Origin of the sequence: Chryseobacterium gossypii, from assembly GCF_041361455.1 — a bacterium.
Taxonomy (GTDB): Bacteria; Bacteroidota; Bacteroidia; order Flavobacteriales; family Weeksellaceae; genus Chryseobacterium; species Chryseobacterium gossypii.
On sequence record NZ_JBGCUR010000016.1, the window covers coordinates 1 to 22,896 of the forward strand.

Consider the following 22,896-nt stretch of genomic DNA (forward strand, 5'->3'; position numbering starts at 1 on the left):
CCTTTTTTTGTAAAATATAAAAAAGGCTATCTTACTTTTGAGACAGCCTCTTTTTTTATGACAAAACATTCCAGCGGCTTTTAGTCAAAATGTATATATTTGAAGATGCAAAACCGTATTTCCTCATTTCCGCCGCTTATTGATGCAGAGTCTGAAATTTTAATCCTGGGATCTATTCCGGGCGTGAGGTCTCTGGAAAAACAGCAATATTATGCTCATCCGCAGAATAAGTTCTGGAAAATTATCTTTACACTGCTTGATGAAGAGTTTACTGAAGATTATCCGGAAAGAATCCGTATTTTAAAAAAGCATCATATTGCCTTGTGGGATGTCATCGATTCCTGTGAAAGAAAAGGAAGCCTTGATTCCGAAATCAGGAATGAAGAGGCAAACCGGATCGCTGAACTGCTGGAAGAGCATCCTCATATTAAAGCTATTTTTTGTAATGGCGGAAAATCCTATAAAAGTTTACAGAAACTATTAGGAAAGAACTACCATCTGCCTGTTTTCTTATTGCCTTCAACAAGTCCGCTTCATACCGTTTCTTTTGAAAATAAGCTGGAAGAATGGAAAAAAATCTTAGACTTCCTGAAATTTGGGTGAGAGGTCAGAGAGTTTGAAAGTGAAGAGTTTAGGGTATGTGTGCCTGAAGCCCTGTCAAATAAGCTGATTCGCAAATTCTCCACTTTGCGATTTTGCTTTTTTGCCTTTTGCAATTTAAACTCTTACGCTTAATGCTTACTGATCAATCCATGCTTTCCTTAAAGCCAGTTGTTTTGAGGTAGAATTGGGTGAAAGGCTTACTTTTCCGGTGTTTTCATCATACATAAAACCTACTTTTGTCAGGTATTCTTTTAAAGGAATGGGTTGCGTACCTTCTATAAAATCTCTGAAAAATGAACATATTTCCGGGAAAGTCATTTTTGTAATTTCATCAAACAGATCATCATCATTAAAATACTTACCTTCTCCATATTTCTGCATTAGCTTCAGCATCAGATTCTGAGTCCCTGTTTTTCCTCCGGAAAGTTCCCGTAACCTGATATCTAAGCATAATCCGAGTAACGCTCCTTTTTGGTAGAAATTCATATACTGATCCTGTCTTTCCATTGCATTTTTACTCAGTTCTGTAAAAGATAGTTTGTTGTCAAACCCTTTCATTCCCTGTATCTTTTCTTCTAAATTTCTTTTAAAATCATCCAGACTGATCATTTTTTGTTGTATTGGCATATGGATGGTTGCATATTCTGTCATGCCTTCATATAACCATAGATGTTTTGATAGGGTAGGATTCAGAAAATCATAATGTTGAATCTCTCCCGAATGAATATTGAGGGGGGTAATAATATGAAAAAATTCGTGGGAAGCCACTCTGCGCAATGCGTCAGGAAGAAAATTTATATTTCCGGAACGATAAAGACATACTGTGGATTTAGAATGTTCCAGGCCATCTCCCAAATATCCCCTTTCATTTGAAGATTCATAATAAATCAGAAAGGCATATTTGTCTACCGGCAATTTTCCTCCCAGATAAGCCTGCTGATTTTTCAGAATAGTCTCTATTTCATCTGCTATTTTCTTGGAATAATGTCGTTCCTTTTTGTTATAAAACGATACAAGTACTTCGGTATGACCTATTTTGAGCCATGTAGTATCAGGAATACAATATAACACCGGAGAATCCACCAGTTGCCTGTAATCTTTAGCCCAGACTATATCTGTAATCTCGTTTTTCTTTTTGTAATCTAAAGCAGATGAAGCGTAAAAGTCTTTATTCTTTTTAATATGAATCTGGTAAGGAATCTCTTTCATTTCTTCAAAATAGCCCACCAGAGAATTATAATTAATAACAAAAACACTGTCTTTTATAAACATACTGCCTGCAGATCTGGCCTCATGGGTATCCTTTTCCAAAGAATCCCATCCATCAGCTACCTGATAAGATATTTTGTCTACGTGTTTCAGGTCATGTACCAGCCAGCTGTTTTTATCCAGACGTTCCGTCAATATATTTTTTCCGTTTTTATCTGTAGCCTTAAAATTGGAAATATACTGTCCGAAATTCATAGCCTGATAAAATCCGGGAACCAGCTTGGGAATAATAAACTTGCCTTGTCTGAGATTATTCCTGGGTGGGGTAAAAGAAACCGTAACTTCATCATTGGACATATGAAGAAGGTCTAAGGTATATTCATAATTTTTCTTTAAAGATTGGGCAATTATTGTATTAGGAAAGATGGCCAGTACAAAAAGCAACTTTATAAAGTTATTCATTGTGTTTCGTTTTAATTAGCACGAAAAATACAAAAATTGCCCATTAAAGAAAGAGGTTTTATTTTTCTGTAAAATAAACTTCTTCATAGGGCTGGATCAATACCCACCCGTTTCCTGAAAATTTCATCTGAAACTCCTCACCGCTGCCTCTTCCTATAAGGCTTTTCAAGGAAACATTTGTTTTCAGTTCCGGGCTGAGGTTGCCGGACCAGGCTACGGTGGCATTAGGATCCGTAAAAACAGGGTTATCCGGGGTTACCATTAATGTCAGCGGGTCTCCGTGTGTGGTAATGGCGATATGGCCGGTTCCCAGAAGCTTTACCTGGAACAACCCTCCGGACATTACCCCTGCAATGCTTTTCAGCATGGTAATATTGCTTTTAATGCTTTGTTCATGGGCCAGAATATCATTCCCGTTCACACATACGGATTCGTTATTCAGGTAAAGAATACGGACTTTCTTTCCGGAATCGGCCACGTATAGCTTTCCTGTTCCTTCAGCTTTCATTAATCTGGCTCCTTCACCGCTAATCGCTTTTTTTAACAGGTTTCCCAATCCTCCGGAAAACATTCCCTGTCTTTCAAAACTGATGTCCCCGGTATAGCCTACCATGCTTCCGGCTTTCGTCCATACCGATTGGTTATTCAGGTTGATTTCCAGAAGCTGTGGCTTTTCAAGTTCAAAATAATCCCTTTCCTGCGGGTTTTCCCGGGTTTCGTTTATAAACGCTTCTAATGAATACTTACTCATAGCTTAATTTTTATCCCTTAAAGTTAAGCTTTTTCCAGTTTTGAATTTACCGTGGAATTACGGTTTTTTATAATGATTCAAAATAAAACTTGACAAAGGGGTATCCAAAGTCGTATATTTGCACTCCGAAAATTACAGCAAGTAATTTCAATAATTTTTAAACCGTAATTTAAAAAATGAAAACATCAGATTTTAATTTTAATCTTCCTGCGGAATTATTGGCAGAACACCCATCGGAGCACAGAGATGAAGCCAGATTGATGGTTCTTAACAGAAAAACAGAAACTATCGAGCACAGGCTGTTCAAGGATGTGGTAGACTATTTCGACGAGGGAGATTTATTTATCTTCAACAATACTAAGGTTTTCCCGGCACGTCTTTACGGAAATAAGGAAAAAACAGGAGCTAAAATTGAAGTATTCCTTTTAAGAGAGCTTGATAAGGATACACGTGTCTGGGATGTACTGGTAGATCCGGCGAGAAAAATCAGGATCGGTAATAAATTATTCTTTACCGAGGATGAATCTCTGGTAGCGGAAGTGATTGATAATACCACCTCCAGAGGCAGAACTTTAAGATTCCTGTTCGACGGGTCTTATGAAGAGTTCAGAGCCAAACTAAAAGAATTGGGGGAAACTCCGCTTCCGAAATATATTAAAAGAGCTGTAGAGCCTGAAGATGCAGAAAGATATCAGACCATATATGCCAAGGTAGAAGGTGCTGTGGCAGCTCCTACTGCAGGGCTTCACTTCTCCAAACATTTGATGAAAAGGCTGGAAATCAAAGGAATTGATTTTGCTGAAATCACCCTTCACGTTGGTCTGGGAACTTTTAACCCTATCGAAGTGGAAGATCTTTCCAAGCATAAAATGGAGTCTGAAGAGGTTATCATTGATGAGAAAAATGCCGGGATCATCAATAAGGCCGTAGAAGCGAACAGAAGAGTATGCGCAGTAGGTACCACTACCATGAGGGCATTGGAAACCTCTGTTTCTTCCAATAAAAAGATTTCTGCATTCCATGGATGGACGAATAAATTTATTTATCCGCCACATGAATTTGGTGTAGCCAATTCAATGATCACCAACTTCCACACACCGAAATCTACATTAATCATGATGATCGCGGCGTTTGCAGGAAGAGATTTCGTAATGCACGCCTATGAGGAAGCCGTAAAGGAGAAGTATAAATTCTATTCTTACGGCGATGCTATGCTTATTTTGTAATTAATTTTTTAAATATAGATTATAAATTTTAGATTAGGTCCTAACTTTTATAAGGATTTTTAATCTAAAATTTATAATTTAAATCAGTATCATTTGTTTTGAAGGATATCCGCACTTTATCATTGGACCAGCTTAAAGATTATTTCGTGTCTTTAGGGGAAAAACCGTTTCGTGCAAAACAGGTATATGACTGGCTGTGGAGTAAAAATCTCCATTCGATTGATGAAATGACAAATCTTTCAAAACAGCTTCGTGAAAAAATCTCTGAAGAATATGTGATTAATCCTGTTTCTGTAGATCAGCTTCAGAAAAGTGCAGACGGAACCATAAAAAACGGTGTGAAGCTTCATGATGGTTTAATGGTGGAATCTGTCCTGATTCCTACGGAAACAAGAACCACAGCCTGCGTATCCTCACAGGTAGGATGCTCACTGAACTGCGAATTCTGTGCTACTGCAAGACTGAAAAGGATGAGAAATCTGGAAGTAGCGGAGATCGTAGACCAGGTTGCCCTGATCGACAGCCAGAGCAGGATGTATTTTGACAGGCCACTTTCCAATATCGTTTTTATGGGAATGGGGGAGCCGATGATGAATTACAAGAATGTGGTGGAGGCCATCCGTAAAATCACTCAGCCTGAAGGTCTGGGAATGTCTCCCCGAAGAATTACCGTTTCCACTTCCGGAATCCCGAAGATGATCAAAATGCTTGCTGATGAAGATCTGCGGGTGAAACTGGCATTATCGCTCCATTCTGCGATAGAATCCAAACGTAATGAGATCATGCCGTTTTCGGATAAGTTTCCTTTAACGGAGATTATGGAAGCGCTCCAATACTGGTATAAAAAGACAGGCTCCGTGATCACTTTTGAATACTGTGTATGGAAAGATATTAATGATAAGGATGAAGACATCAGGGCCCTCATTAAATATTGCAGGCAGGTACCTTCCAAAGTGAATCTGATCCAATATAACCCTATCGGGGATGGTAAGTATGACCAATGCAACAAGCAGGCAGAAGAGAACTACATCCACCAGCTTGAAAATGCCGGTATCACGGTAGTGGTAAGAAGAAGCCGGGGTGGGGATATTGATGCGGCGTGTGGTCAGCTGGCCAATAAGACAGCAGATTAAAATTTTATTAAAAAAAACAAAAAATATTCTTAAAGATTTCTTAAAACCCTAACTTTGTATTAAATGGGTAAAGATAATGGATTATTTTTTGGGTGAAGACGGATTGGAAAATGTCTATTCCTGGGCAGTTCCCGTCCATGCTGCCGTTATTCTAGCGGAAATGATATACAGCCACGTTTCTGAAGCTAAACTTTATAATGGTAAAGATGTGGCTACGAGCGTTTATCTTGCATTGCTGAATTTCGGACTGGATCTCGTGATGAAAGCTTTTGCAATGGGAGTGATGTTTTTCTTTTACAATCACAGGCTTTTTTCATGGGACTTTACCGTCTGGTATTGGCTGATCTGTTTTGTAATTACAGATTTTGCCTATTACGTGCTGCATTATGTAGATCATCATTCCAGAGCATTCTGGGCGGTTCATATCACCCATCACAATTCCGAATACTTTAATTTGACGACCGGTTTCAGAAGTCCTGTTTTGCAACCTCTTTACCGGTATTTGTACTTTTCTCCGCTGGCTTTCCTGGGATTCAATCCATGGCATATAATGGTAGTGTACGCCATAGGACAGGTATATGGGACCTGGGTGCATACCCAGACGGTAAAAAGCATGGGAATATTGGAGCATTTCCTGGTTACCCCTTCCCATCACCGTGTTCACCATGCCTGCAATATTAAGTATCTGGACAGGAATATGGGCATGTGCCTGATCATCTGGGATAAGCTCTTCGGTACCTTTGAAAAAGAAGATCCTGATGTGCCGGTGAAATATGGAATCTATCCCAAAATGCCGGATAACAAACCGGATACCGTTCTTTTTTATGAATGGAGAAAGATCTGGAAAGACATCCGGCAGCCGGATTTGAAATTGTCGGACAGAATCAATTATATCTTCAATTCCCCGGGCTGGAGGCATGATGGAACGGGAAAGACCGTAAGGCAATATCAAAGGGAATATTTTGAAAGGAAAGCGAGGAGACAGGAAAACAGACAAAAAAAAACAGCCTAGGATCAGGAATGTATATCATCTGTTTGTATTTCATTTATTGAACTTAGCACAGACCTAACCAGAACAATATCTACCGATGAAAAAGATTTTCCTGCTTCTCATCCTTATCGTTTTTCAATGCTCGTTCAGCCAGAGAACTGACTTCTTTAAAATCAGAAAATACCGGATCACCTATTTGGATCATAAGGTAGAGGAAACATCAGGGCTGAGCTTCTTCAATGGAAAACTATTCACCTTTAATGACAGTGGAAATGGCCCGGAACTTTTCGAACTTGATAAGGCTTCAGGAAGTATTGTCAATACCTTAAAGATAAATGCAGAGAACAAAGACTGGGAAGCTTTAACCAGTGACGGAAAAAATTTCTATATAGGAGATTTCGGAAATAATGCCGGTTCCAGAAAAGACCTGAAAATTTATAAAGTCTCTGTTCGGGATGATCATCCGGAAAGTGATTCCGTAAAGGTAATTTCATTTTACTATCCTGAACAAAGTGATTTTGGCTCTAAGAACCTGAATACGGACTTTGATGCTGAAGCTATGGTATTCCTGAATGGCAAGCTTCATATTTTTACTAAGGAATGGGCGTCAAAATCCACTTCCCATTATACGATAGATCCTGAGATACAGGAAAAGCAAAAGGCGGAGAAAACCGAAGCTTATAAGACGGGTTTTGTAGTAACGGATGCCGCTTATTTTGATAAAAAGCTTTATCTTGTAGGATATACCAAAAAAACGGAAGTTTTCATGGATGTTTTTAACGAAACAAGCCCCGGAATATTTTTTACGGCCACACCGAAGCATTATTATTTAGGGAGTGCCTTATCGGTAGGGCAGATTGAAGGTATTGCCGTGGATGAAACAGGCATCTACCTTTCAGGTGAAAAATTCAATTCCCCTTTGGGCGGTACCAGGCAAAGCTTATATTTTATACCAAAAGAAAAGCTCAAAGATTAATTTTCTTTTAATTGCCTGAAAAAAATTATCTTTGTGAGAATTTAATAATTATTTATCCATCACAGATTGTGGCGAATATCGTAGAAGAAATCAAGCGACCGATTAATGAGGAAATAAAACTTTTTGAACAGAAGTTTTATGAATCAATGCAGAGTAAAGTCCCTTTGCTAGATAAGGTAACCCGTTTTATTGTTACGACAAAGGGAAAACAGATGCGTCCTATGTTTGTATTTCTTTGCGCAAAGCTGATAGGAAAGGTGAACGAGAAGACATACCGTGGAGCCTCTATGATAGAGCTTATTCATACCGCTACACTGGTTCATGATGATGTGGTGGATGAAAGTTTTAAAAGGCGTAACTTCTTTTCAATTAATGCTTTATGGAAGAATAAGATTGCCGTGCTGGTGGGGGATTACCTTCTGTCTAAATCCGTTTTGTTATCTACAGACCATAAAGATTACGACTTGTTAGGGGTAATTTCGAGAACTATCCGTGAGATGTCCGAGGGAGAGCTTCTGCAGCTGGAGAAAGCCAGGAAGCTGGATATTACGGAGGATGTTTATTATGAGATCATCCGTCAGAAAACGGCAACTTTAATTGCTGCCTGCTGTGAAATCGGGGTATTGTCCAACGATGCTGATAGAGAGCTTGCCAGGAAAATGCAGGATTTCGGGACCTATACGGGCATGGCATTCCAGATCAAGGATGATCTTTTCGACTACTTAAGTTCAAACGTCATAGGAAAGCCTGTGGGAATTGATATCAAAGAGCAGAAAATGACGCTGCCTTTGATCCATACTTTGAAAACCGCGGATGAGAAAGACAGAAAATATTTTTTCAATACCATCAGGCGGCACAATAATGATCAGAAAAGGGTAAAAGAGCTTATTGCCTTTGTCAAAAGCTCAGGCGGTCTGGATTATGCCATAGGGGTTATGAAAGACTTCCAACAGAAAGCCAAAGATATTCTTCATGAGTTTCCGGATTCCGAAGCCCGGAAATCATTACATCTTATGCTGGATTATGTAATTGAAAGAAAATTTTAAACTAAATAATTTTCATCGTTACAATTACAACAGCTAAAACAATGCAAAATAAAGCGATTAAAAATAAATAATCCGCAATGGCCTCGAATTTATGTTCTCTATTTTCCTTTTTTGTTCTGATAGCCAGAAAGGAAAAGAAACAGCTGCATGCGAAAAGAAGGCACGCGACTCCGGCAAACTCATCCAAATAGGTGCTGTGGCTTATTTTTGAAATCTTCAGTGAAGTGATTATAATAAGCGAAAATCCTAAAAGATTACTCGAAGCATTCAGTATGTGGGGGGATTTCTTCTCCATCCTTTACAATTTTATTCAAAATAAAACACAATTTTCTTTATTATCAAATTTTTAAAAAAGATTATTAAAAATTAAAATTAATTTAAAAAGTGTATATTAGCAAAATACTTCGAGAATTAAAAATTTTATATTTTGGCTATGCAGACAACCTATATTGAAATACAGCAGATTTCTTTTCAAGACTTTAAAAATCAGATACTTGAAGACTATAAACTGGGGAGAATTTCTCGTGAAATGTCTTATCTGGGAAGAAGGGAAGTACTTACAGGAAAAGCTAAATTTGGGATTTTTGGGGATGGTAAAGAGCTTCCTCAGCTGGCAATGGCGAAGGTTTTCAGAAATGGAGACTTCCGTTCAGGATATTACAGGGATCAGACTTTTGCATTAGCTATAGGAGCTTTAACCGTTGAAAGCTTTTTCGCACAGCTATACGCAGATACCAGTGTGGAAAGAGAGCCGGCATCGGCGGGAAGACAGATGAACGGGCATTTCGCAACAAGGAGCCTGAATGAAGACGGAAGCTGGAAAGATTTAACGGCACAAAAAAACATTTCGTCGGATATTTCTCCTACTGCAGGTCAGATGCCGAGATTATTAGGATTGGCTCAGGCTTCCAAAATCTATAAAAGTGTAAAATTCGAAGGGTCTGAAAAATTTTCAAAAGAGGGTAATGAAGTTGCTTTCGGTACAATAGGTGATGCTTCTACGGCAGAAGGTCACTTCTGGGAGACTCTGAATGCAGCCTGCGCACTTCAGGTACCCATGATTGTTTCAATCTGGGATGACGGCTACGGAATCTCCGTACCTACCAAAAACCAGAGGGCTAAGGCAGATATTTCCGAAATGTTGAGCGGTTTCCAGAGAAAAGAAGGGGAAGCCCAGGGATGTGAGATCATCCAGGTAAAAGCCTGGGATTATCCTGCACTATTGGATGCTTATGCCAGGGCCGAACATTTTGCAAGAATGGAAAGTGTTCCTGTAGTGGTGCATGTGATAGATGTTACCCAGCCTCAGGGGCATTCAACTTCAGGGTCTCATGAAAGGTATAAAAATGAAGAGCGTCTCGCATGGGAAGCTTCTTTTGACGGATTGGTCAAGTTTAAAGAATGGATATACAATTATTCAATAGAGATCGAAGGGAAGGAAGAGATTCTGGCTACGGCCGAAGAGCTGGATGCCATTGATGAAGAGGCCAAAAGAATTGTAAAAGCCGGTCAGAAAGCGGCCTGGGAAAGCTATCAGAAAACTATCACAGATTTAGCCGGGGAAATTTTACCTTTGGTTGAAAACCTGAAAGGACAGAATGCCGGAATTGAAACCTATATCAATCAGTTTAATAAATTAGTTTCAAAGGCTAAAAAAGATGTCTTCCACCTGGCAAGAAAAGCGTTGCTGGCTACAAGAGGGACAAATTCTGCGGAAAGAAACCAGCTGATGCAGAAATATAATGAAGTATCCGGAATTGAAAAAGATAATTATTCTTCCCATCTGTATTCCCAGTCTCAATGGAAGGCTACCAACGTCAAAGAAGTGAAGCCGGCTTATTCTGACAGCTCGGAAGAAGTGGACGGAAGAGTGATCGTAAGAAATAATTTTGATAAAATTTTTGAAAAATATCCTCAGACCTTGGTATTTGGTGAGGATGCCGGAAATATCGGGGACGTGAACCAGGGGCTTGAAGGAATGCAGGAAAAATACGGTGAGCTTCGCGTAGCCGATACCGGGATCAGAGAAGCTACCATTTTGGGACAGGGCATCGGGATGGCCATGAGAGGGTTAAGACCTATTGCTGAAATCCAGTATCTTGATTATATTTTATACTGTTTACAAGGTATGAGTGATGACCTGGCCACGGTTCAGTACAGAACTAAAGGAGGACAGAAGGCGCCGGTAATTATAAGAACAAGGGGCCACAGGCTTGAAGGAATCTGGCATTCAGGTTCACCGATGGCCGGAATCCTGAACCTTTCCAAAGGAATCCTGGTTCTGGTTCCGAGAAACCTGACAAAGGCGGCAGGTTTCTACAATACGATGCTCCAGTCTGATGAACCAGCCGTAATTGTTGAATGTCTGAACGGGTACAGGCTAAAAGAAAAACAGCCTGACAATCTGGGAGAGTTCACAGTTCCTGTAGGAAAAATAGAAGTTACCAAAGAAGGTAAGGATGTAACACTGGTAACTTACGGTTCTACATGGAGAATAGTAATGGAAGCCGCAAACGAACTGGAAAAGCTGGGCATTTCTGCGGAAGTTATTGATGTGCAGTCACTCATTCCTTTCGATTTGTCACACGAAATAGCAGAAAGCGTTAAGAAAACGAACAGGCTGGTTGTGATTGACGAAGATGTGGAAGGTGGTACTTCAGCATTTATTTTACAACAGATTTTAGAAAAACAAAAAGCATTCAGATATCTGGATTCTGATCCGGTAACGATTTCCGCAAATGATCACCGTCCGGCTTACGCAAGTGACGGAGATTATTTCAGTAAGCCGTCTTCAGATGATATGGTAGAAAAGATCTATTCCATGTTTAACGAAGTGAATCCTCAGAAATATCCTGCGATATTTTAGTGTGTATATAAGATAACGTTTCCGGCTGCCTCAACGAGGCAGCCGGAAACGTTTAAGATAATGTTTTGTAATATTGCATGGCTTTTTGCTTTAAGGGGTGGGTGCTCCATTCTTCCCATTTTCCGGTGTAAGGATCATAGCCGCATTTCAATGGTCTGGAAATATCCAATCCTTCCCGGCTTATATGGGACCGTTCTGTAAACGCCCTGCAATCTGTGCAGATATATCGGAATTCACAGTCTTTACATGTTTCAATATGGTCCTTCGTAAGGTTCCAGTATTTTTTGAAATCCTGGTGATTTAACACTTCTTCTAATGTCGTATTTCTGATATTTCCGAAGCTTTGTGGCATGCATGGACAATTCTTTATATTTCCTTCCCTGTCAATGCCTATTTTTTTGTACAGACATGAATTGTAATTTACAGCTTCCAGCACTTTCGTAAGATGGGTATTGAAATATTCAATGCTTACTTTTCCACAGGAGGAAAGCTTTATCTCCTGATTGGTAAAGGTCAGGGCAAACCGGTATTCGTCTTTTACTTTGAAAGGTGTTTTATCACAATGATGGAATACCAGATTATATATTCTTGTTGTGTTTTTATTAAGCGTATGGATGAAATTCTTATCAATCGAATTATGAAAAAGGGAATAAATCTCAATACCTTCCAAGGAAGAATTTTTAAATATTTCATCTATCTCCAGCAATTGGTCAAGTGAAAGACCTCTTCCGGAATATATCACCAAATGCCGGATTCCTAATGTTTCTATTGAATGTTTTACCTTATGTAAGACAGCTATTTCTTCAAGTTCTATAAAAATATTGGTAAGTACACTATAATCGTGATGATCATAGGATAACGGAGGAAAATTTTTGTCCCAGTCATTTTTAGATATAAAGCCATATTCCTTTTCCAGCAATATGTCGAGATACTTTTGAAATATTTTTTTGGATTCATGATCATAAATTGATACAATATCCTCAATTGAATTTGTTTTTAATTCTGCAATGATGCTGTACAGCTCCAAAGGATATAGTTCCGATATGTTCCGTTGTAAATCAGAGATAAGGATCCTCGTTACTCCTTTTGTTATCAATATGTTGCTAAAAAGATTAAAATATCTCATAGTATCCTGATGAGGGGTTTATATGGAATTTGCCTGATATAAGAATTAGTTTGGAACTTTGGAATTTGCAGTACATATTTTGTTGTTCTACTGTTAAATTTGTTAGGTCGTTTATGCCTGAACAATTCCATATATTTAAATGTAAGAGGTAACTTGTGTTTTTCCATATTTTTCTTTTTATAGATAATGGGCAATTTTTTTAAATATTGAATAATTGCAATTGTAAGATACATTAGCAAATTGTCCTACGGGATTCACTTCAAGAAAATAATATGTATTTTCATTTTTAATAAAGTCCAGAGAACCACAATTAAGATCTAAGTCTTTCATTAACAGATGTATTTTTTCTTCGAGATCAGCAGGAAGATTATAACGGACATTGCGGTTAGGCTTTTCATGATTATATTTCCTGAAATCGGTTTGGGTTTGTTTATCATTTTGAGAAAAGATAGCCATTGACAAGCATTTACCATTTAAATAAAAAACTCTGATTTCAAAATCCTTTTCAATTTTTTCCTGGAAAAAAGTAATATAAAAGCTATCCTTTTCCTTTTTCTCTACTATCGTAGTATACATGATCCCATCTGTGTCTTCATCTATATCATCTAGTATTACATTTCCAGTTATGGATTTTATAATGGTTTTTCCCAAAGGGACATCATCTGTATTTTCGGCTAAAAAATATGTAGGGACATCCAAACCTATTTTTTTTGCTTGTTCCAATACAAGAAGCTTATTAACGTGACAATTACTTTGTTTATTAATATGCTTTTTGGATTCTATTGTTTTTATCACATAATCTTCGAGCCAATGTTGAGCTTCATTCATATGGATGTTAATGGATGGGTTGTTGTACTGCAGACGTCTGAATTTAAGTCCGCCTCGTCGGTACCATACGCTGGAAATATCGTCTAAAAAAAACTTTGTTCTATGGCTTTCTAAAAAAAATTTTTTATTGTAGACTTTTATTTCAAAAGCTTCATTTTCGTGAACATGAATAAACTTTTTATCCATTGAAACTATCCATCGAATGACCTCTATTGTTGTTCTGTCATTATCATCAGAAAAGATCAGTATCATTTTTGCTTTAATTTTAAGCTATCATAAAAATCTCTGGCTATTTTAGCCCTATGCCGGATGCTGGGAACTCCTAAGTTCTTTCTGTTTCTATCGATCTGGGCAGAATCTTCTATATCTTCATATCCTTGATATACGGCATAATTACGGGGGAGACGGAGATGCATATTCTGTCTGTCCAGCATGCCTGCATAATCTCTGGGAAAACAGTCTCCGGATTTTACGTATTCTATCATTTTGGTTTTAAAATAGGTACGATATTCTGCAACATCTGCCATATGTAATAACAATACTTCCATAGGCATGAAAACGTTATTATTTCCCCATAGTCCAATCTTCTGCAAGGACGGGAAGCCGTAATTTTCGAAAGTCCATTTCAGAAGTTTGGCATTTTTTCTGTCGTTTATCTCCCTGAGCTGATCATTGAGGCGGTTTTCAGCTTTGTCTCGGATAAAAGCCACTGTAAAAGAATCTATCAGCTGTTTGTTCAGACTTTTCTTCCATTTTGTTATTTTCTGCTCTATTTCTATGTTATCTATTCCATATTTTTTATAAAGACTAAGAAATTCAGGATCATTTTTTTTGTCCTTCCAATAAGGCGCCATCAATGGGATAAGGGTATAAAGGTCTTTTTTTGTATGAGAGTTTTTTCCATACCTGTCGGAAAGCCTTATATAGGTTTCCAGTTCTTCGATTCGTTCCTGGTTTTTGGGAGGGTATTTTCTAAAAAGTTTCCGATATAGTATCCTGGCCTTTTCAGGCTGTTTAGCCATTCTGTAAATGCTGTCTATTTCATTTACTTTATTATAGTAACTTATGTAATTGGGTTTACGGCTATGGCAGGAAAGAAAAAGAATGTTGATAATCAGATAAAGTACGTATATACGTGCAATCTTTCGGTTTGGCTTCATCATTGATATTGTTCAGAAAATCAAAAGCATCGTTAATTTGAAATTACAGGATTAAGGGCTGTTATATTTTATTTGAACAGCCCCAGTTTCCTTATTCTTAAGATGGTTCTCCTACATATAAGGTCTTTGTTTTAACACCATCAGTATAGTATGCGGTGTCAGCACAGCTTGAACCACAAACTGTTGATTCTTGGCACTGACTTGTTTGATCACCACCCTGAATAAATTGTAAATTTTTCATTTTCTTGTTTTCTAAAGAAGAGAAATTACTCTTCATACCTGTTAATTTTTTCATTTTTTCTGAGTTTTTTAGTTTAACAATAATTTGTTCCGGAATGGAACTGATCAGTTTTGACATTTATTTTTGTACTGTACACTTACAAGAATAAATATTTAAAGCGCTTTTATAATTCAAAACTAAGTGAATTATATTGTTAAATCGAGAAATGGATTTGTAATTTTTTTGCGAATTTTTATGTACAATATGTACAATTTGTATCATCTTATGGAACGCGTTGGAGCAAAAATAGATTGCATGAAATTATAAGGTATGGGAATACTGACAGTATCCTTTTGTATAAACATTGATAAGGGTTTATATCTAAGTGCTTAAATTATATCGGACTATTCCCATAGCCATTTAATAACCTATTGTAATTATACTGTTATCGGGTCTTGTTCTTATTAAAAAAATCTTTAGCAATTACACTATGTTTCATACCATTTAATCCGACACCATTGACCTTTCAAAACTATGATTTTGTTTACATGTGTATTACTTTGTTTATTGATATGCTTTTTAGTTTCTAATGTTTTTATTACATAATCTTCCAGCCAATGTTGAGTTTCATTCATGTGGATATGAATGGAATGATGTTCATATTGCAGTTAAACCTTCTCTTCTATACCATACACTGGTAATTTCATCAAGAAAAAAGTAATTACGTTGGCTTTTTAGAAATATTCTTTTTTGCTTAGTTTTATTTCAAAAATCTCGTTCTCATGGATGAGCAGGAATTTTTTCTTCATTGAAAAAAGCCATCTTATTACCTCGTAGTTGTTTGTTCATTATGATTGGAAATAATTAGTATCATTCATTTTTATAATCTTTAGCAAATTTTAATAGTGATATTTAAAACTTCAATTTCTATATATTATCCAAAATAAAACTTTTGAGTTTAGTATGCCAGATTCAAATTTGCATTTTTGGTTTTCCTCTAAAATCCAAATTGTATTGGGCAACAAGTTAAGCATACTTTCTTGCACGCTTCTATTTTATGATAAATTTCAAATAATTCCTTATATTATTTTATGTGAAAACCTGGATTGAGCAATAGTAATCTTATGGTTTGTTCCATTATTATACTTCTGTTATTTTTTCTTAAAAAAATCCTTTCTTATCCTATCATAATGTTTCAGACTGGGAAGTCCTATAAGTTTGCGGTTCCGATTGATTTGCAAAGAATCTTTAGAACTACTAAAACTAAATCCATAAACTGAATTTTCATGATGAATGTAGTTGTAATTATCTATCATCATTGCATAGCTAATAGGGGGACAATCACCCGATTCTACATATTCTAATAATTTTGATTTTATCTTAGGATATTCTTCGGATTCATTCATGTGGGTAAGGAATGTGTGCATTGCTAAAAATATATTATCGTTGCCTATATTTCCTATTTTTTGCATTGAAGGATATCCGAAATTTTTAAATGTCCATAGCAAAAGTTTTGCATTTTTTTCAACATTTATTTTCGTCGTGATTGGATCTCTGGGATTGTTTCTTCCTTCTTGGTCACGGATCATAGCTATTGTAAAAGAGTCTATCAATTGTTTATTAAGATTTTTTCTCCAATGACTTATTTTATTTTTTACTGTTATGCTGTCAATTCCATATTTCTGATAAAGATCAAAAAAGTCTGTATATTTTTTATTATAAGGGGCTATTAAGGGAAGCAATCTATAAAGACTTTTTTGTCCACCGAAATTTTTATGATTTTTATCTGATAGTTTTATATATGTAGCATATTCTTCTATACGTTCCTGATTTTTTGGCTGATAATTCCTAAATAACCTTTTATATCTCCTTATTGCTTTTACAGGCTTATTTGCTATTCGATAAATACTGTCAATTTTATTTACTTTGTTATAGTAAACAATATAATTCTGTTCTCTGCTCCTGCATGAAAATAAGACGGCTAAATTGATCAGCATGATATATACAGAAATTTGAGAGGTGCTTTTTTTCATAGATTATTATTCATGTTAACCATTTATAGCATTTTTATAAGGGGTTTATATAGTTTTAATCTTACATGATAGTCATCTGATATTTTTCACATTCCAGGTAGAATTTCCTCTAATGTTTTTATTACATAATCCTCCAACCAGTGCTGGGCCTTATTCATATAGGCATTGATAAAAGGGTCATCATATTTTAAGCGTTTAAATTGTAATCCTTCTCTTCGGAGCATTTAATGATTTCTGTTATAGTTATTTCATTATTATTGGATATGATCAGTATCATTTTTTTAAAAAATCTTTAGCAATTTTTGCACTATGTTTCATACCTGGGAGCCCGATACTTTTCCGGTTCCGGTCAACTTTTATGGTATCCAGCACCGTATCATAGCCAATATAGTAGCCATACAGTACCTCTTCTCTGCTGACCTGAAGGTTGTGCCTGTCTACCATTGTTGCATAATCCCGGGGCAGGCAATCTCCTGATTTTACATATTCTAACAGCTTGGCTTTAAAATAAGGGTAATCTTCTGAAAATGCCATGTGCTTATGAAAGGCTGACATATACAGGGGAACATCATTGTTTCCCATTAATCCGATCTTTTGCAGGGAAGGATAGCCATAGTTTTGGAACGTCCATTTAAAAAGTTCATCATTTTTTTTATCATTTTTCATCATCAGTTGCTCATTTGCCCGGCCTTCCGCCTGGTCTCTGAGGAAAGCGATGGTGAATGAATCTACCAGTTTTTTATTCAGGCTTTTGTTCCATTTTACAATTTCTGATTCCAGACGAAGGCTGTCGATTCCATATTTTTTGTAAAGTTTAATGAAGCTTAAATCTTCCTTTTTATATTTCCAGTAAGGGGCTACCAGAGGAATCAATTTATATAAACTCTTTTGCCCTCCAAAATTCTTATGGTATTGATCTGCAAGCTTAATATAGGTCTCGTATTCATTGATACGCTCCTGATTTTTCGGATCGTATTTCCTGAACAGTCTCCTGTATTTCTTTATGGCTTTTTCAGGCTCATTAGCCATTCTGTAAATGCTGTCAATTTCATTTACTTTATTATAATAAATAATATAATTCCGCTCTCTGGTTCTGCATGAAAGCAAGATGGCTAAATTGATCAGCATAATGAATACAGAAATTTGAGGAATATATTTTTTCATAGATTATATAAAGCTTATTGTCCGGAATGGAACTGATTGACATATTTTCTACTGTAAGCTGATCAATATTAAGTGATTTTATATTTCAAAAATAAGGGAATTATTTTATTGAATCAAAATATAAATTTGTAATTTTCTTGCGTATTAATGTCAATACTATACAATGTATATCTCCGAGTTAGTTGGAAGCAGCGGATATGGAAATAATGTGAAAATTTTAAGGCATAAAATGCCTGATGGTGGTAAAACCTTATGGAAGTATGATTGTAAAATAATACCTTATTCCACGGGAATCAATACTTTATTCTGATATCTTGCTTCCCATTCTTCCAGCAGGTGCAATATCGGTAAAAGCGCCAGTCCCTTCTCGGTAAGGGAATATTCCACCCTTGGAGGCAGTTCCTTAAACTCTTCGCGGATCACTAAGCCGTCTTGTTCCATTTCCCTTAGCTGATCGGTAAGCACCTTTCTGGATATTACACTGATCCGTACGGCAATTTCGCCAAAGCGTAGCTTTCGCTCTTTAATAACCATTACAATGATAGGTTTCCACTTGCTGCCCAGCGCAGACATTGCCTTGCCCAGAGGGCAGTTATATTGCATTAATTCCTGATGCTTTTTCATAGTTACAAAAAGGTTACTATTGTTGGTTACAGCAAAGTTACCAGTTTTTTTTGATATAAGATACAAAAACGAACTATTATTAGTTACTTTGTGTAACAATTATAAAATACAAGTTTTAAGAGATGAGTACAGAAGCATTATTTAATTCGTTTACGTATAAAAATCTTCACCTTAAAAACAGAATCGTCATGGCTCCGATGACAAGAGCACAGTCTGACAATGGAGTTCCTACACAGAAAATAGCAGATTATTATGCAAGAAGAGCCGCCTCAGAGGTTGGACTGATTATCTCTGAAGGAACTGTGATCAACAGACCTGCTTCCAAAAATATGCAGAATATCCCGGACTTTTATGGGAATGAAGCCCTTCAGGGCTGGAAGAACGTGATTGATGCCGTCCATCAGAACGGTGGCAAGATGGGGCCACAGATCTGGCACGTGGGAGATACAAGAAATTCTGATGATTATCCGTTGGTTCCGATGGAAAAAGCATCCACTATGACCATCGAAGATATTCAGGATACGATAGCGCAGTTTGCAGCTTCAGCCAAATCAGCAAAAGACCTGGGCTTTGATTGCCTCGAAATTCATGGGGCCCACGGTTATCTTATCGATCAGTTTTTCTGGAATGTAACCAATACCAGAACGGATGAATATGGGGGAAAAACAATAAAGAAAGAAGCCGGTTTGCGGTTGATGTTGTTAAAGCGATGAGAAAAGCGGTTGGCGAAGATTTTACTATCATTATCCGTCTTTCACAGTGGAAGCAACAGGATTATTCCACTAAACTGGCCTTAACGCCGGGTGAGATGGAAGACTGGCTGCTGCCATTAAAAGAGGCGGGGGTAGATATCTTTCACTGTTCGCAACGCCGCTTCTGGGAACCTGAGTTTGAAGGGTCTGATCTGAATTTTGCAGGCTGGGCAAAGAAAATTACGGGACAGCCGACAATTACGGTAGGCTCAGTGGGTTTGAAAGGAGATGTTATGGGAGCTTTTGCAGGACAGGGAACCGAGAAAACAGACTTAATAGAAATAACCCGCAGACTTGAAAGGGAAGAATTTGACCTGGTAGCGGTGGGACGTGCTCTTTTACAGGATTACCAATGGGCAAAGAAAATAAAAGAAGGAAAAACAGAAACTCTTTCAGATTTTTCCGCAGAAAGCATGGGTGTGCTTTATTAAGAAAACCGAATGGACATAGGGAATTGACTTTGTTTTATCAACTATTCACGGGCTTGGTCAGTTAACTATTAACAGTTCGTATATTTAATACCTATTTATTTATAAAACCGCTTCCGGATTTCCGGAAGCGGTTTTTAACAGATTTAAATATCTAAATTGTCATTGAGACAAAGTGATTTTTTATAAACCGATATTTTTAGTAGGTTTCAGCTGCTTCAGGATACTTTTAGGAAGTGCTTTTTTATGGACCAGAATTGCCGTTGATTTGTATTCTACATAAGGCTTTGTCACATAAATATATCCCTTGAAGTCATTAGTGACTCCCCATGAATTTTTTACCATGTAATATTCTTTTCCTTTCTGATCTTTGGCCAGTCCTACGATATGCATTCCGTGGTCATCTGTGGTTGAAAGATTGTTAAGAGCTCTCTGACGCATATCTTCTGTAATTGCTTTATCCTTTTTAGGCTCTGCAAACAGTTCTTTCTTTACTTCAGGAGAGATGGTCTGATCCAGATCTATGTCCGGAACATAAGCTACACCGTTCTTGTAAGAAAAGTAAGGCTCTGAAACGTCAGTTGCCCAACCTACAGAATATCCTTTACTGATAGCATTATCAATAATTGCCGTTAGATCTTTCATTGGGACATTCCAGTCAGAATCATGGCTCCAGTTATCCGGGATCGGAACGACGAATTTCTGGTAATACGGATAATCTTTATATGATGATATTTCCACATAATCTTCAGGATTGATGCCCACTACGTCTTTAGCAAAAGTTTTCGGGGTATAGGATTTTCCTTCATAAGTAAAGCTGGAAGGAACCTTTCCAAGATATTCATCTAAAATTGCATCTACAGAATCCATCCAATTGTCAGTAAGCTTTCCTTTTTGAGATGCCTGAACAAGACTGTCGAGAACAGGTTTAAGCTTACCCTGCATTTCAGAGAAATTATTGATGGTCTGGCCTGGTTTCAGACCTGTATAAGCCTCCTGAGGCACAGCTCCATATTTTTTATACATATTGATCACATCATGGAGCTCACCACCGTCGCCCCAATTAATGGCTCCATTGTTCAGAACATATAATTTGGCTTTATCGTGGTACGAATTTCTTGCGGTAAAGATTTCCGCCAGATCAACAGGTTTTTTGCCCATACGCTGCATTTCAGATTCAAGGAAGGAATTTCCGGAGTAGCTCCAGCATGTTCCGGATGATCCCTGGTTTTTAACCGATGTGGCACCCGCATCTTTTAATGTGGTAAACTGAAAGTTGGCATTTTGAGATTGATTGTTTTTTAACTTATTGATTAAGTCATCCTGAGCAAACATCATACTTCCTGCAGACAAAACAAAAAGTAATGACGCAATTTTTCTATTTTTCATTACTGTAAAAGATTATTATTGAATAGTCGTTGTTATACTGAGATTGTTACAGAAAGTAAAGGTTAAAAAGAAAATAATTAACAAAATATTTTCAAATATTATTGAAAATTCAATAAATATCATTACATTTGTAACAGAATTAAATACCAACCGAGATGAAACTTTCAGAAGCCAAAGAAAAATATATACAAACCTGGGGGACTTTTGCAACAAACTGGGGGATCAACCGTACTATGGCTCAGGTCCATGCCTTACTTCTGGCCAGTGATAAACCACTTTCTACCGATGAAGTGATGGAACAGCTTGAAATATCAAGGGGAAATGCCAATATGAATCTACGGGGATTAATGGATTGGGGAATCATTAAAAAAGAACTGATCAAGGGCGACCGTAAAGAATATTTCGTGGCGGAAAAAGATGTCTGGTTTTTGTTCAAGCAAATTACAAAAGAGCGCAGGAAAAGAGAAATAGAACCGGTGATTTCCTTTCTCGAAGAATTGAAAAATATTGAAGACAAAGACTCGCAGGAAGCAAAAGAGTTCATTAAACTTATGGATGATTTTAGCTCTGTGACGGGAAAAATCAATAATATCATGGATCTTGCCATTAAGAGCGATGATCACTGGCTGGTTGGGAAAATAACCAATCTGTTAAAATAAAAAGGAACGGATTCCTTTTTTTATTTCATCTTTATTTTCAAAAATTATTGAAAATATAATGTGTATAAAATGTTCAATATTATTTCATATGTGTTTTTTCTTTCCATCAGTTCTTATATCACGGTTGATGTGGGAAGAAGATGTTACAATGCCGGAAAGATTTATCTGGAATACCTTATCCGGGATAAAGACCTCTGTCTGACGATCAACAGAATACTTTTAGGTTGTTATTATCTGATAAACCTGGGCTATATCGCCATCAGCCTGACAACCTGGAACGGAGTGAATAACATGGAACAGGCTTTTACAATAACTGCGATCCGTGTAGGCCGGATCGCATTGATTCTTTGTGTTCTGCACTATATGAATCTGTTTGCGCTCTACTTTTTGAGAAGAAATCTAAAAATCAAATAATATATTATGACAGCTACTACTTTAACCATTGCAACTGCGTATAACTTTACAGCTTATATGATCTATTTGCCTATCGTAATCATACTTACGATTTTGGTTACGCAATTTTTGTTCAAAAATTCAAAAGCTTTTATGATCGATATTTTTCATCAGAAGGAAGATATTGCGTTGGCGACAAATTCACTTTTTAAGATCGGATTTTACCTTTTGAACATTGGCTTTGCTCTTTGTATCATTGAATTCTTTCAAATCGATACCGTAGAAATGCTGGTGGTTTCGTTAAGTGAAAAAATCGGAGGATTTTCCATTTATCTTGGGGTAATGATGCTTTTGAACCTGCTGCTTTTCTTAAAAGGTCGCAAACCTGCGATAATCAAAGACAAAATCACAGAACATGAAAACACTGATATTTAAGATTTGGATGTATTTCACTTTCAAAGTACATGCCCGGAGAACAAGAGGAGATTTTTTAAACCTTTAAAGCGGATCATATGAAAGCCTTTTTAAGAAATGACCATTATATACAGTTAAGTATTTTTTTAGCGGCAGGTTGTATTGCCCTTACGGGTTTATTGATCGGTAAAGAAAGATTAATTCTGGTATTCTATTTTGGAGTAGGATTTTCTCAGTTGATCAGCTATTGCATCAGATTATCATATAAGTATGAAAAGTCGCTGATTTTTAAGATATACGGATTTTTAATCATACCCATTTTTCCTTCTTTGCTTGCATTGTACTTTTTAGGTAATTGGGAGATAGGATTTCTTTTCCTGATCATTCCCATGTTATCGGTATTCTACAGCCCGGTTATGGCGGGTCTATACCTTTTTGACAAT

General features: G+C 37.0%; 21 protein-coding genes and 1 pseudogene. 11 read left to right on the forward strand and 11 right to left on the reverse strand.

Translation table 11 applies throughout. The features are described from left to right. The first annotated feature begins 105 nt into the window (after positions 1 to 105). Positions 106 to 603 (forward strand): DNA-deoxyinosine glycosylase, encoded by a 498-nt coding sequence (locus tag ABMQ40_RS10045; protein WP_370899141.1) that lies wholly within the window; start codon positions 106 to 108, stop codon positions 601 to 603. Positions 604 to 738: 135 nt separating this feature from the next. Here the strand turns inward: ABMQ40_RS10045 and ABMQ40_RS10050 are convergent, their stop codons facing one another. Together ABMQ40_RS10050 and ABMQ40_RS10055 are read right to left on the reverse strand one after the other, a co-directional pair. After that, the gene (locus tag ABMQ40_RS10050) at positions 739 to 2,274 is read right to left on the reverse strand and encodes a M61 family metallopeptidase (RefSeq protein ID WP_370899143.1); all 1,536 of its coding nucleotides are present in this window, start codon (positions 2,272 to 2,274) and stop codon (positions 739 to 741) included. 58 nt (positions 2,275 to 2,332) lie between these two features. Continuing rightward, positions 2,333 to 3,025 carry an AIM24 family protein gene (locus tag ABMQ40_RS10055; RefSeq protein ID WP_370899145.1) on the reverse strand — a complete coding sequence of 231 codons (693 nt, stop codon included), beginning with the start codon at positions 3,023 to 3,025 and terminating at the stop codon, positions 2,333 to 2,335. Between the two features lie 176 nt (positions 3,026 to 3,201). Between ABMQ40_RS10055 and queA the strand changes: the two genes are divergently transcribed. The 5 genes from queA to ABMQ40_RS10080 all read left to right on the forward strand — a co-directional run bounded on the left by queA (position 3,202) and on the right by ABMQ40_RS10080 (position 8,397). Then, the gene (gene queA, locus ABMQ40_RS10060; RefSeq protein ID WP_370899147.1) at positions 3,202 to 4,251 is read left to right on the forward strand and encodes a tRNA preQ1(34) S-adenosylmethionine ribosyltransferase-isomerase QueA; all 1,050 of its coding nucleotides are present in this window, start codon (positions 3,202 to 3,204) and stop codon (positions 4,249 to 4,251) included. 98 nt (positions 4,252 to 4,349) lie between these two features. After that, positions 4,350 to 5,384, forward strand: coding sequence for a dual-specificity RNA methyltransferase RlmN (rlmN, locus tag ABMQ40_RS10065; RefSeq protein ID WP_370899149.1), 1,035 nt, complete (start codon positions 4,350 to 4,352; stop codon positions 5,382 to 5,384). Positions 5,385 to 5,460: 76 nt separating this feature from the next. Further along, positions 5,461 to 6,396 carry a sterol desaturase family protein gene (locus ABMQ40_RS10070; protein ID WP_370899151.1) on the forward strand — a complete coding sequence of 312 codons (936 nt, stop codon included), beginning with the start codon at positions 5,461 to 5,463 and terminating at the stop codon, positions 6,394 to 6,396. Positions 6,397 to 6,472: 76 nt separating this feature from the next. Continuing rightward, entirely contained in the window at positions 6,473 to 7,351 is an 879-nt protein-coding gene (locus ABMQ40_RS10075) for a hypothetical protein (protein WP_370899153.1), read from the forward strand. Positions 7,352 to 7,419: 68 nt separating this feature from the next. Next, the gene (locus ABMQ40_RS10080; RefSeq protein ID WP_370899155.1) at positions 7,420 to 8,397 is read left to right on the forward strand and encodes a polyprenyl synthetase family protein; all 978 of its coding nucleotides are present in this window, start codon (positions 7,420 to 7,422) and stop codon (positions 8,395 to 8,397) included. Between the two features lies 1 nt (position 8,398). Here the strand turns inward: ABMQ40_RS10080 and ABMQ40_RS10085 are convergent, their stop codons facing one another. After that, the gene (locus ABMQ40_RS10085; RefSeq protein ID WP_370899157.1) at positions 8,399 to 8,692 is read right to left on the reverse strand and encodes a hypothetical protein; all 294 of its coding nucleotides are present in this window, start codon (positions 8,690 to 8,692) and stop codon (positions 8,399 to 8,401) included. Between the two features lie 138 nt (positions 8,693 to 8,830). Here ABMQ40_RS10085 and ABMQ40_RS10090 point away from each other — a divergent pair, with 138 nt between their 5' ends. Continuing rightward, positions 8,831 to 11,263 (forward strand): alpha-ketoacid dehydrogenase subunit alpha/beta, encoded by a 2,433-nt coding sequence (locus ABMQ40_RS10090; RefSeq protein ID WP_370899159.1) that lies wholly within the window; start codon positions 8,831 to 8,833, stop codon positions 11,261 to 11,263. A 52-nt stretch (positions 11,264 to 11,315) separates the two neighbouring features. On the opposite strand, the gene gwsS is transcribed toward ABMQ40_RS10090, so the two are convergent. The 7 genes from gwsS to ABMQ40_RS10125 form a co-directional block, all read right to left on the reverse strand. Then, complete coding sequence (gwsS, locus tag ABMQ40_RS10095; protein WP_370899161.1) at positions 11,316 to 12,389, reverse strand: grasp-with-spasm system SPASM domain peptide maturase; 1,074 nt, start codon at positions 12,387 to 12,389, stop codon at positions 11,316 to 11,318. A 177-nt stretch (positions 12,390 to 12,566) separates the two neighbouring features. Beyond that, a complete protein-coding gene (gwsG, locus tag ABMQ40_RS10100) occupies positions 12,567 to 13,469 on the reverse strand; it encodes a grasp-with-spasm system ATP-grasp peptide maturase (RefSeq protein ID WP_370899163.1) in 903 nt (300 codons plus the stop codon). Next, a complete protein-coding gene (locus tag ABMQ40_RS10105) occupies positions 13,466 to 14,380 on the reverse strand; it encodes a hypothetical protein (protein WP_370899165.1) in 915 nt (304 codons plus the stop codon). The genes gwsG and ABMQ40_RS10105 overlap by 4 nt, the downstream gene beginning before the upstream one ends. Before the next feature lie 94 nt (positions 14,381 to 14,474). Next, entirely contained in the window at positions 14,475 to 14,735 is a 261-nt protein-coding gene (locus tag ABMQ40_RS10110; RefSeq protein WP_370899167.1) for a TIGR04139 family peptide modification target, read from the reverse strand. Positions 14,736 to 15,748: 1,013 nt separating this feature from the next. Next, positions 15,749 to 16,630, reverse strand: a complete 882-nt coding sequence (locus ABMQ40_RS10115; RefSeq protein ID WP_370899169.1) for a hypothetical protein — start codon at positions 16,628 to 16,630, stop codon at positions 15,749 to 15,751. A 273-nt stretch (positions 16,631 to 16,903) separates the two neighbouring features. Next, complete coding sequence (locus ABMQ40_RS10120) at positions 16,904 to 17,794, reverse strand: hypothetical protein (protein WP_370899171.1); 891 nt, start codon at positions 17,792 to 17,794, stop codon at positions 16,904 to 16,906. Positions 17,795 to 18,073: 279 nt separating this feature from the next. Beyond that, positions 18,074 to 18,418, reverse strand: a complete 345-nt coding sequence (locus ABMQ40_RS10125) for a winged helix-turn-helix transcriptional regulator (RefSeq protein ID WP_370899173.1) — start codon at positions 18,416 to 18,418, stop codon at positions 18,074 to 18,076. 122 nt (positions 18,419 to 18,540) lie between these two features. On the opposite strand from ABMQ40_RS10125, the pseudogene ABMQ40_RS10130 reads away from it, so the two are divergent. Continuing rightward, positions 18,541 to 19,601: pseudogene (locus tag ABMQ40_RS10130) on the forward strand (NADH:flavin oxidoreductase). 180 nt (positions 19,602 to 19,781) lie between these two features. Here ABMQ40_RS10130 and ABMQ40_RS10135 read toward each other — a convergent pair. Continuing rightward, positions 19,782 to 20,987 carry a C1 family peptidase gene (locus tag ABMQ40_RS10135; RefSeq protein ID WP_370899175.1) on the reverse strand — a complete coding sequence of 402 codons (1,206 nt, stop codon included), beginning with the start codon at positions 20,985 to 20,987 and terminating at the stop codon, positions 19,782 to 19,784. 155 nt (positions 20,988 to 21,142) lie between these two features. Here ABMQ40_RS10135 and ABMQ40_RS10140 point away from each other — a divergent pair, with 155 nt between their 5' ends. The 3 genes from ABMQ40_RS10140 (at position 21,143) to ABMQ40_RS10150 (ending at position 22,474) form a co-directional block, all read left to right on the forward strand. After that, on the forward strand, positions 21,143 to 21,646 hold the full coding sequence (locus ABMQ40_RS10140) for a GbsR/MarR family transcriptional regulator (RefSeq protein WP_370899177.1): 504 nt from the start codon (positions 21,143 to 21,145) through the stop codon (positions 21,644 to 21,646). 69 nt (positions 21,647 to 21,715) lie between these two features. Next, entirely contained in the window at positions 21,716 to 22,060 is a 345-nt protein-coding gene (locus ABMQ40_RS10145; protein ID WP_370899179.1) for a hypothetical protein, read from the forward strand. A 6-nt stretch (positions 22,061 to 22,066) separates the two neighbouring features. Then, on the forward strand, positions 22,067 to 22,474 hold the full coding sequence (locus tag ABMQ40_RS10150; RefSeq protein ID WP_370899181.1) for a hypothetical protein: 408 nt from the start codon (positions 22,067 to 22,069) through the stop codon (positions 22,472 to 22,474). Positions 22,475 to 22,896: the final 422 nt, after the last annotated feature.

Excerpts from the sequence above, each read along its gene's own strand:
- ABMQ40_RS10045 (WP_370899141.1), top strand. The coding sequence starts at position 106 with ATGCAAAACCGTATTTCCTCATTTCCGCCGCTTATTGATGCAGAGTCT.
- ABMQ40_RS10050 (WP_370899143.1), bottom strand. The coding sequence starts at position 2,274 with ATGAATAACTTTATAAAGTTGCTTTTTGTACTGGCCATCTTTCCTAAT.
- ABMQ40_RS10055 (WP_370899145.1), bottom strand. The coding sequence starts at position 3,025 with ATGAGTAAGTATTCATTAGAAGCGTTTATAAACGAAACCCGGGAAAAC.
- queA (WP_370899147.1), top strand. The coding sequence starts at position 3,202 with ATGAAAACATCAGATTTTAATTTTAATCTTCCTGCGGAATTATTGGCA.
- ABMQ40_RS10070 (WP_370899151.1), top strand. The coding sequence starts at position 5,461 with ATGGATTATTTTTTGGGTGAAGACGGATTGGAAAATGTCTATTCCTGG.
- ABMQ40_RS10075 (WP_370899153.1), top strand. The coding sequence starts at position 6,473 with ATGAAAAAGATTTTCCTGCTTCTCATCCTTATCGTTTTTCAATGCTCG.
- ABMQ40_RS10085 (WP_370899157.1), bottom strand. The coding sequence starts at position 8,692 with ATGGAGAAGAAATCCCCCCACATACTGAATGCTTCGAGTAATCTTTTA.
- ABMQ40_RS10090 (WP_370899159.1), top strand. The coding sequence starts at position 8,831 with ATGCAGACAACCTATATTGAAATACAGCAGATTTCTTTTCAAGACTTT.
- gwsS (WP_370899161.1), bottom strand. The coding sequence starts at position 12,389 with ATGAGATATTTTAATCTTTTTAGCAACATATTGATAACAAAAGGAGTA.
- gwsG (WP_370899163.1), bottom strand. The coding sequence starts at position 13,469 with ATGATACTGATCTTTTCTGATGATAATGACAGAACAACAATAGAGGTC.
- ABMQ40_RS10105 (WP_370899165.1), bottom strand. The coding sequence starts at position 14,380 with ATGATGAAGCCAAACCGAAAGATTGCACGTATATACGTACTTTATCTG.
- ABMQ40_RS10110 (WP_370899167.1), bottom strand. The coding sequence starts at position 14,735 with ATGTCAAAACTGATCAGTTCCATTCCGGAACAAATTATTGTTAAACTA.
- ABMQ40_RS10115 (WP_370899169.1), bottom strand. The coding sequence starts at position 16,630 with ATGAAAAAAAGCACCTCTCAAATTTCTGTATATATCATGCTGATCAAT.
- ABMQ40_RS10120 (WP_370899171.1), bottom strand. The coding sequence starts at position 17,794 with ATGAAAAAATATATTCCTCAAATTTCTGTATTCATTATGCTGATCAAT.
- ABMQ40_RS10125 (WP_370899173.1), bottom strand. The coding sequence starts at position 18,418 with ATGAAAAAGCATCAGGAATTAATGCAATATAACTGCCCTCTGGGCAAG.
- ABMQ40_RS10135 (WP_370899175.1), bottom strand. The coding sequence starts at position 20,987 with ATGAAAAATAGAAAAATTGCGTCATTACTTTTTGTTTTGTCTGCAGGA.
- ABMQ40_RS10140 (WP_370899177.1), top strand. The coding sequence starts at position 21,143 with ATGAAACTTTCAGAAGCCAAAGAAAAATATATACAAACCTGGGGGACT.
- ABMQ40_RS10145 (WP_370899179.1), top strand. The coding sequence starts at position 21,716 with ATGTTCAATATTATTTCATATGTGTTTTTTCTTTCCATCAGTTCTTAT.
- ABMQ40_RS10150 (WP_370899181.1), top strand. The coding sequence starts at position 22,067 with ATGACAGCTACTACTTTAACCATTGCAACTGCGTATAACTTTACAGCT.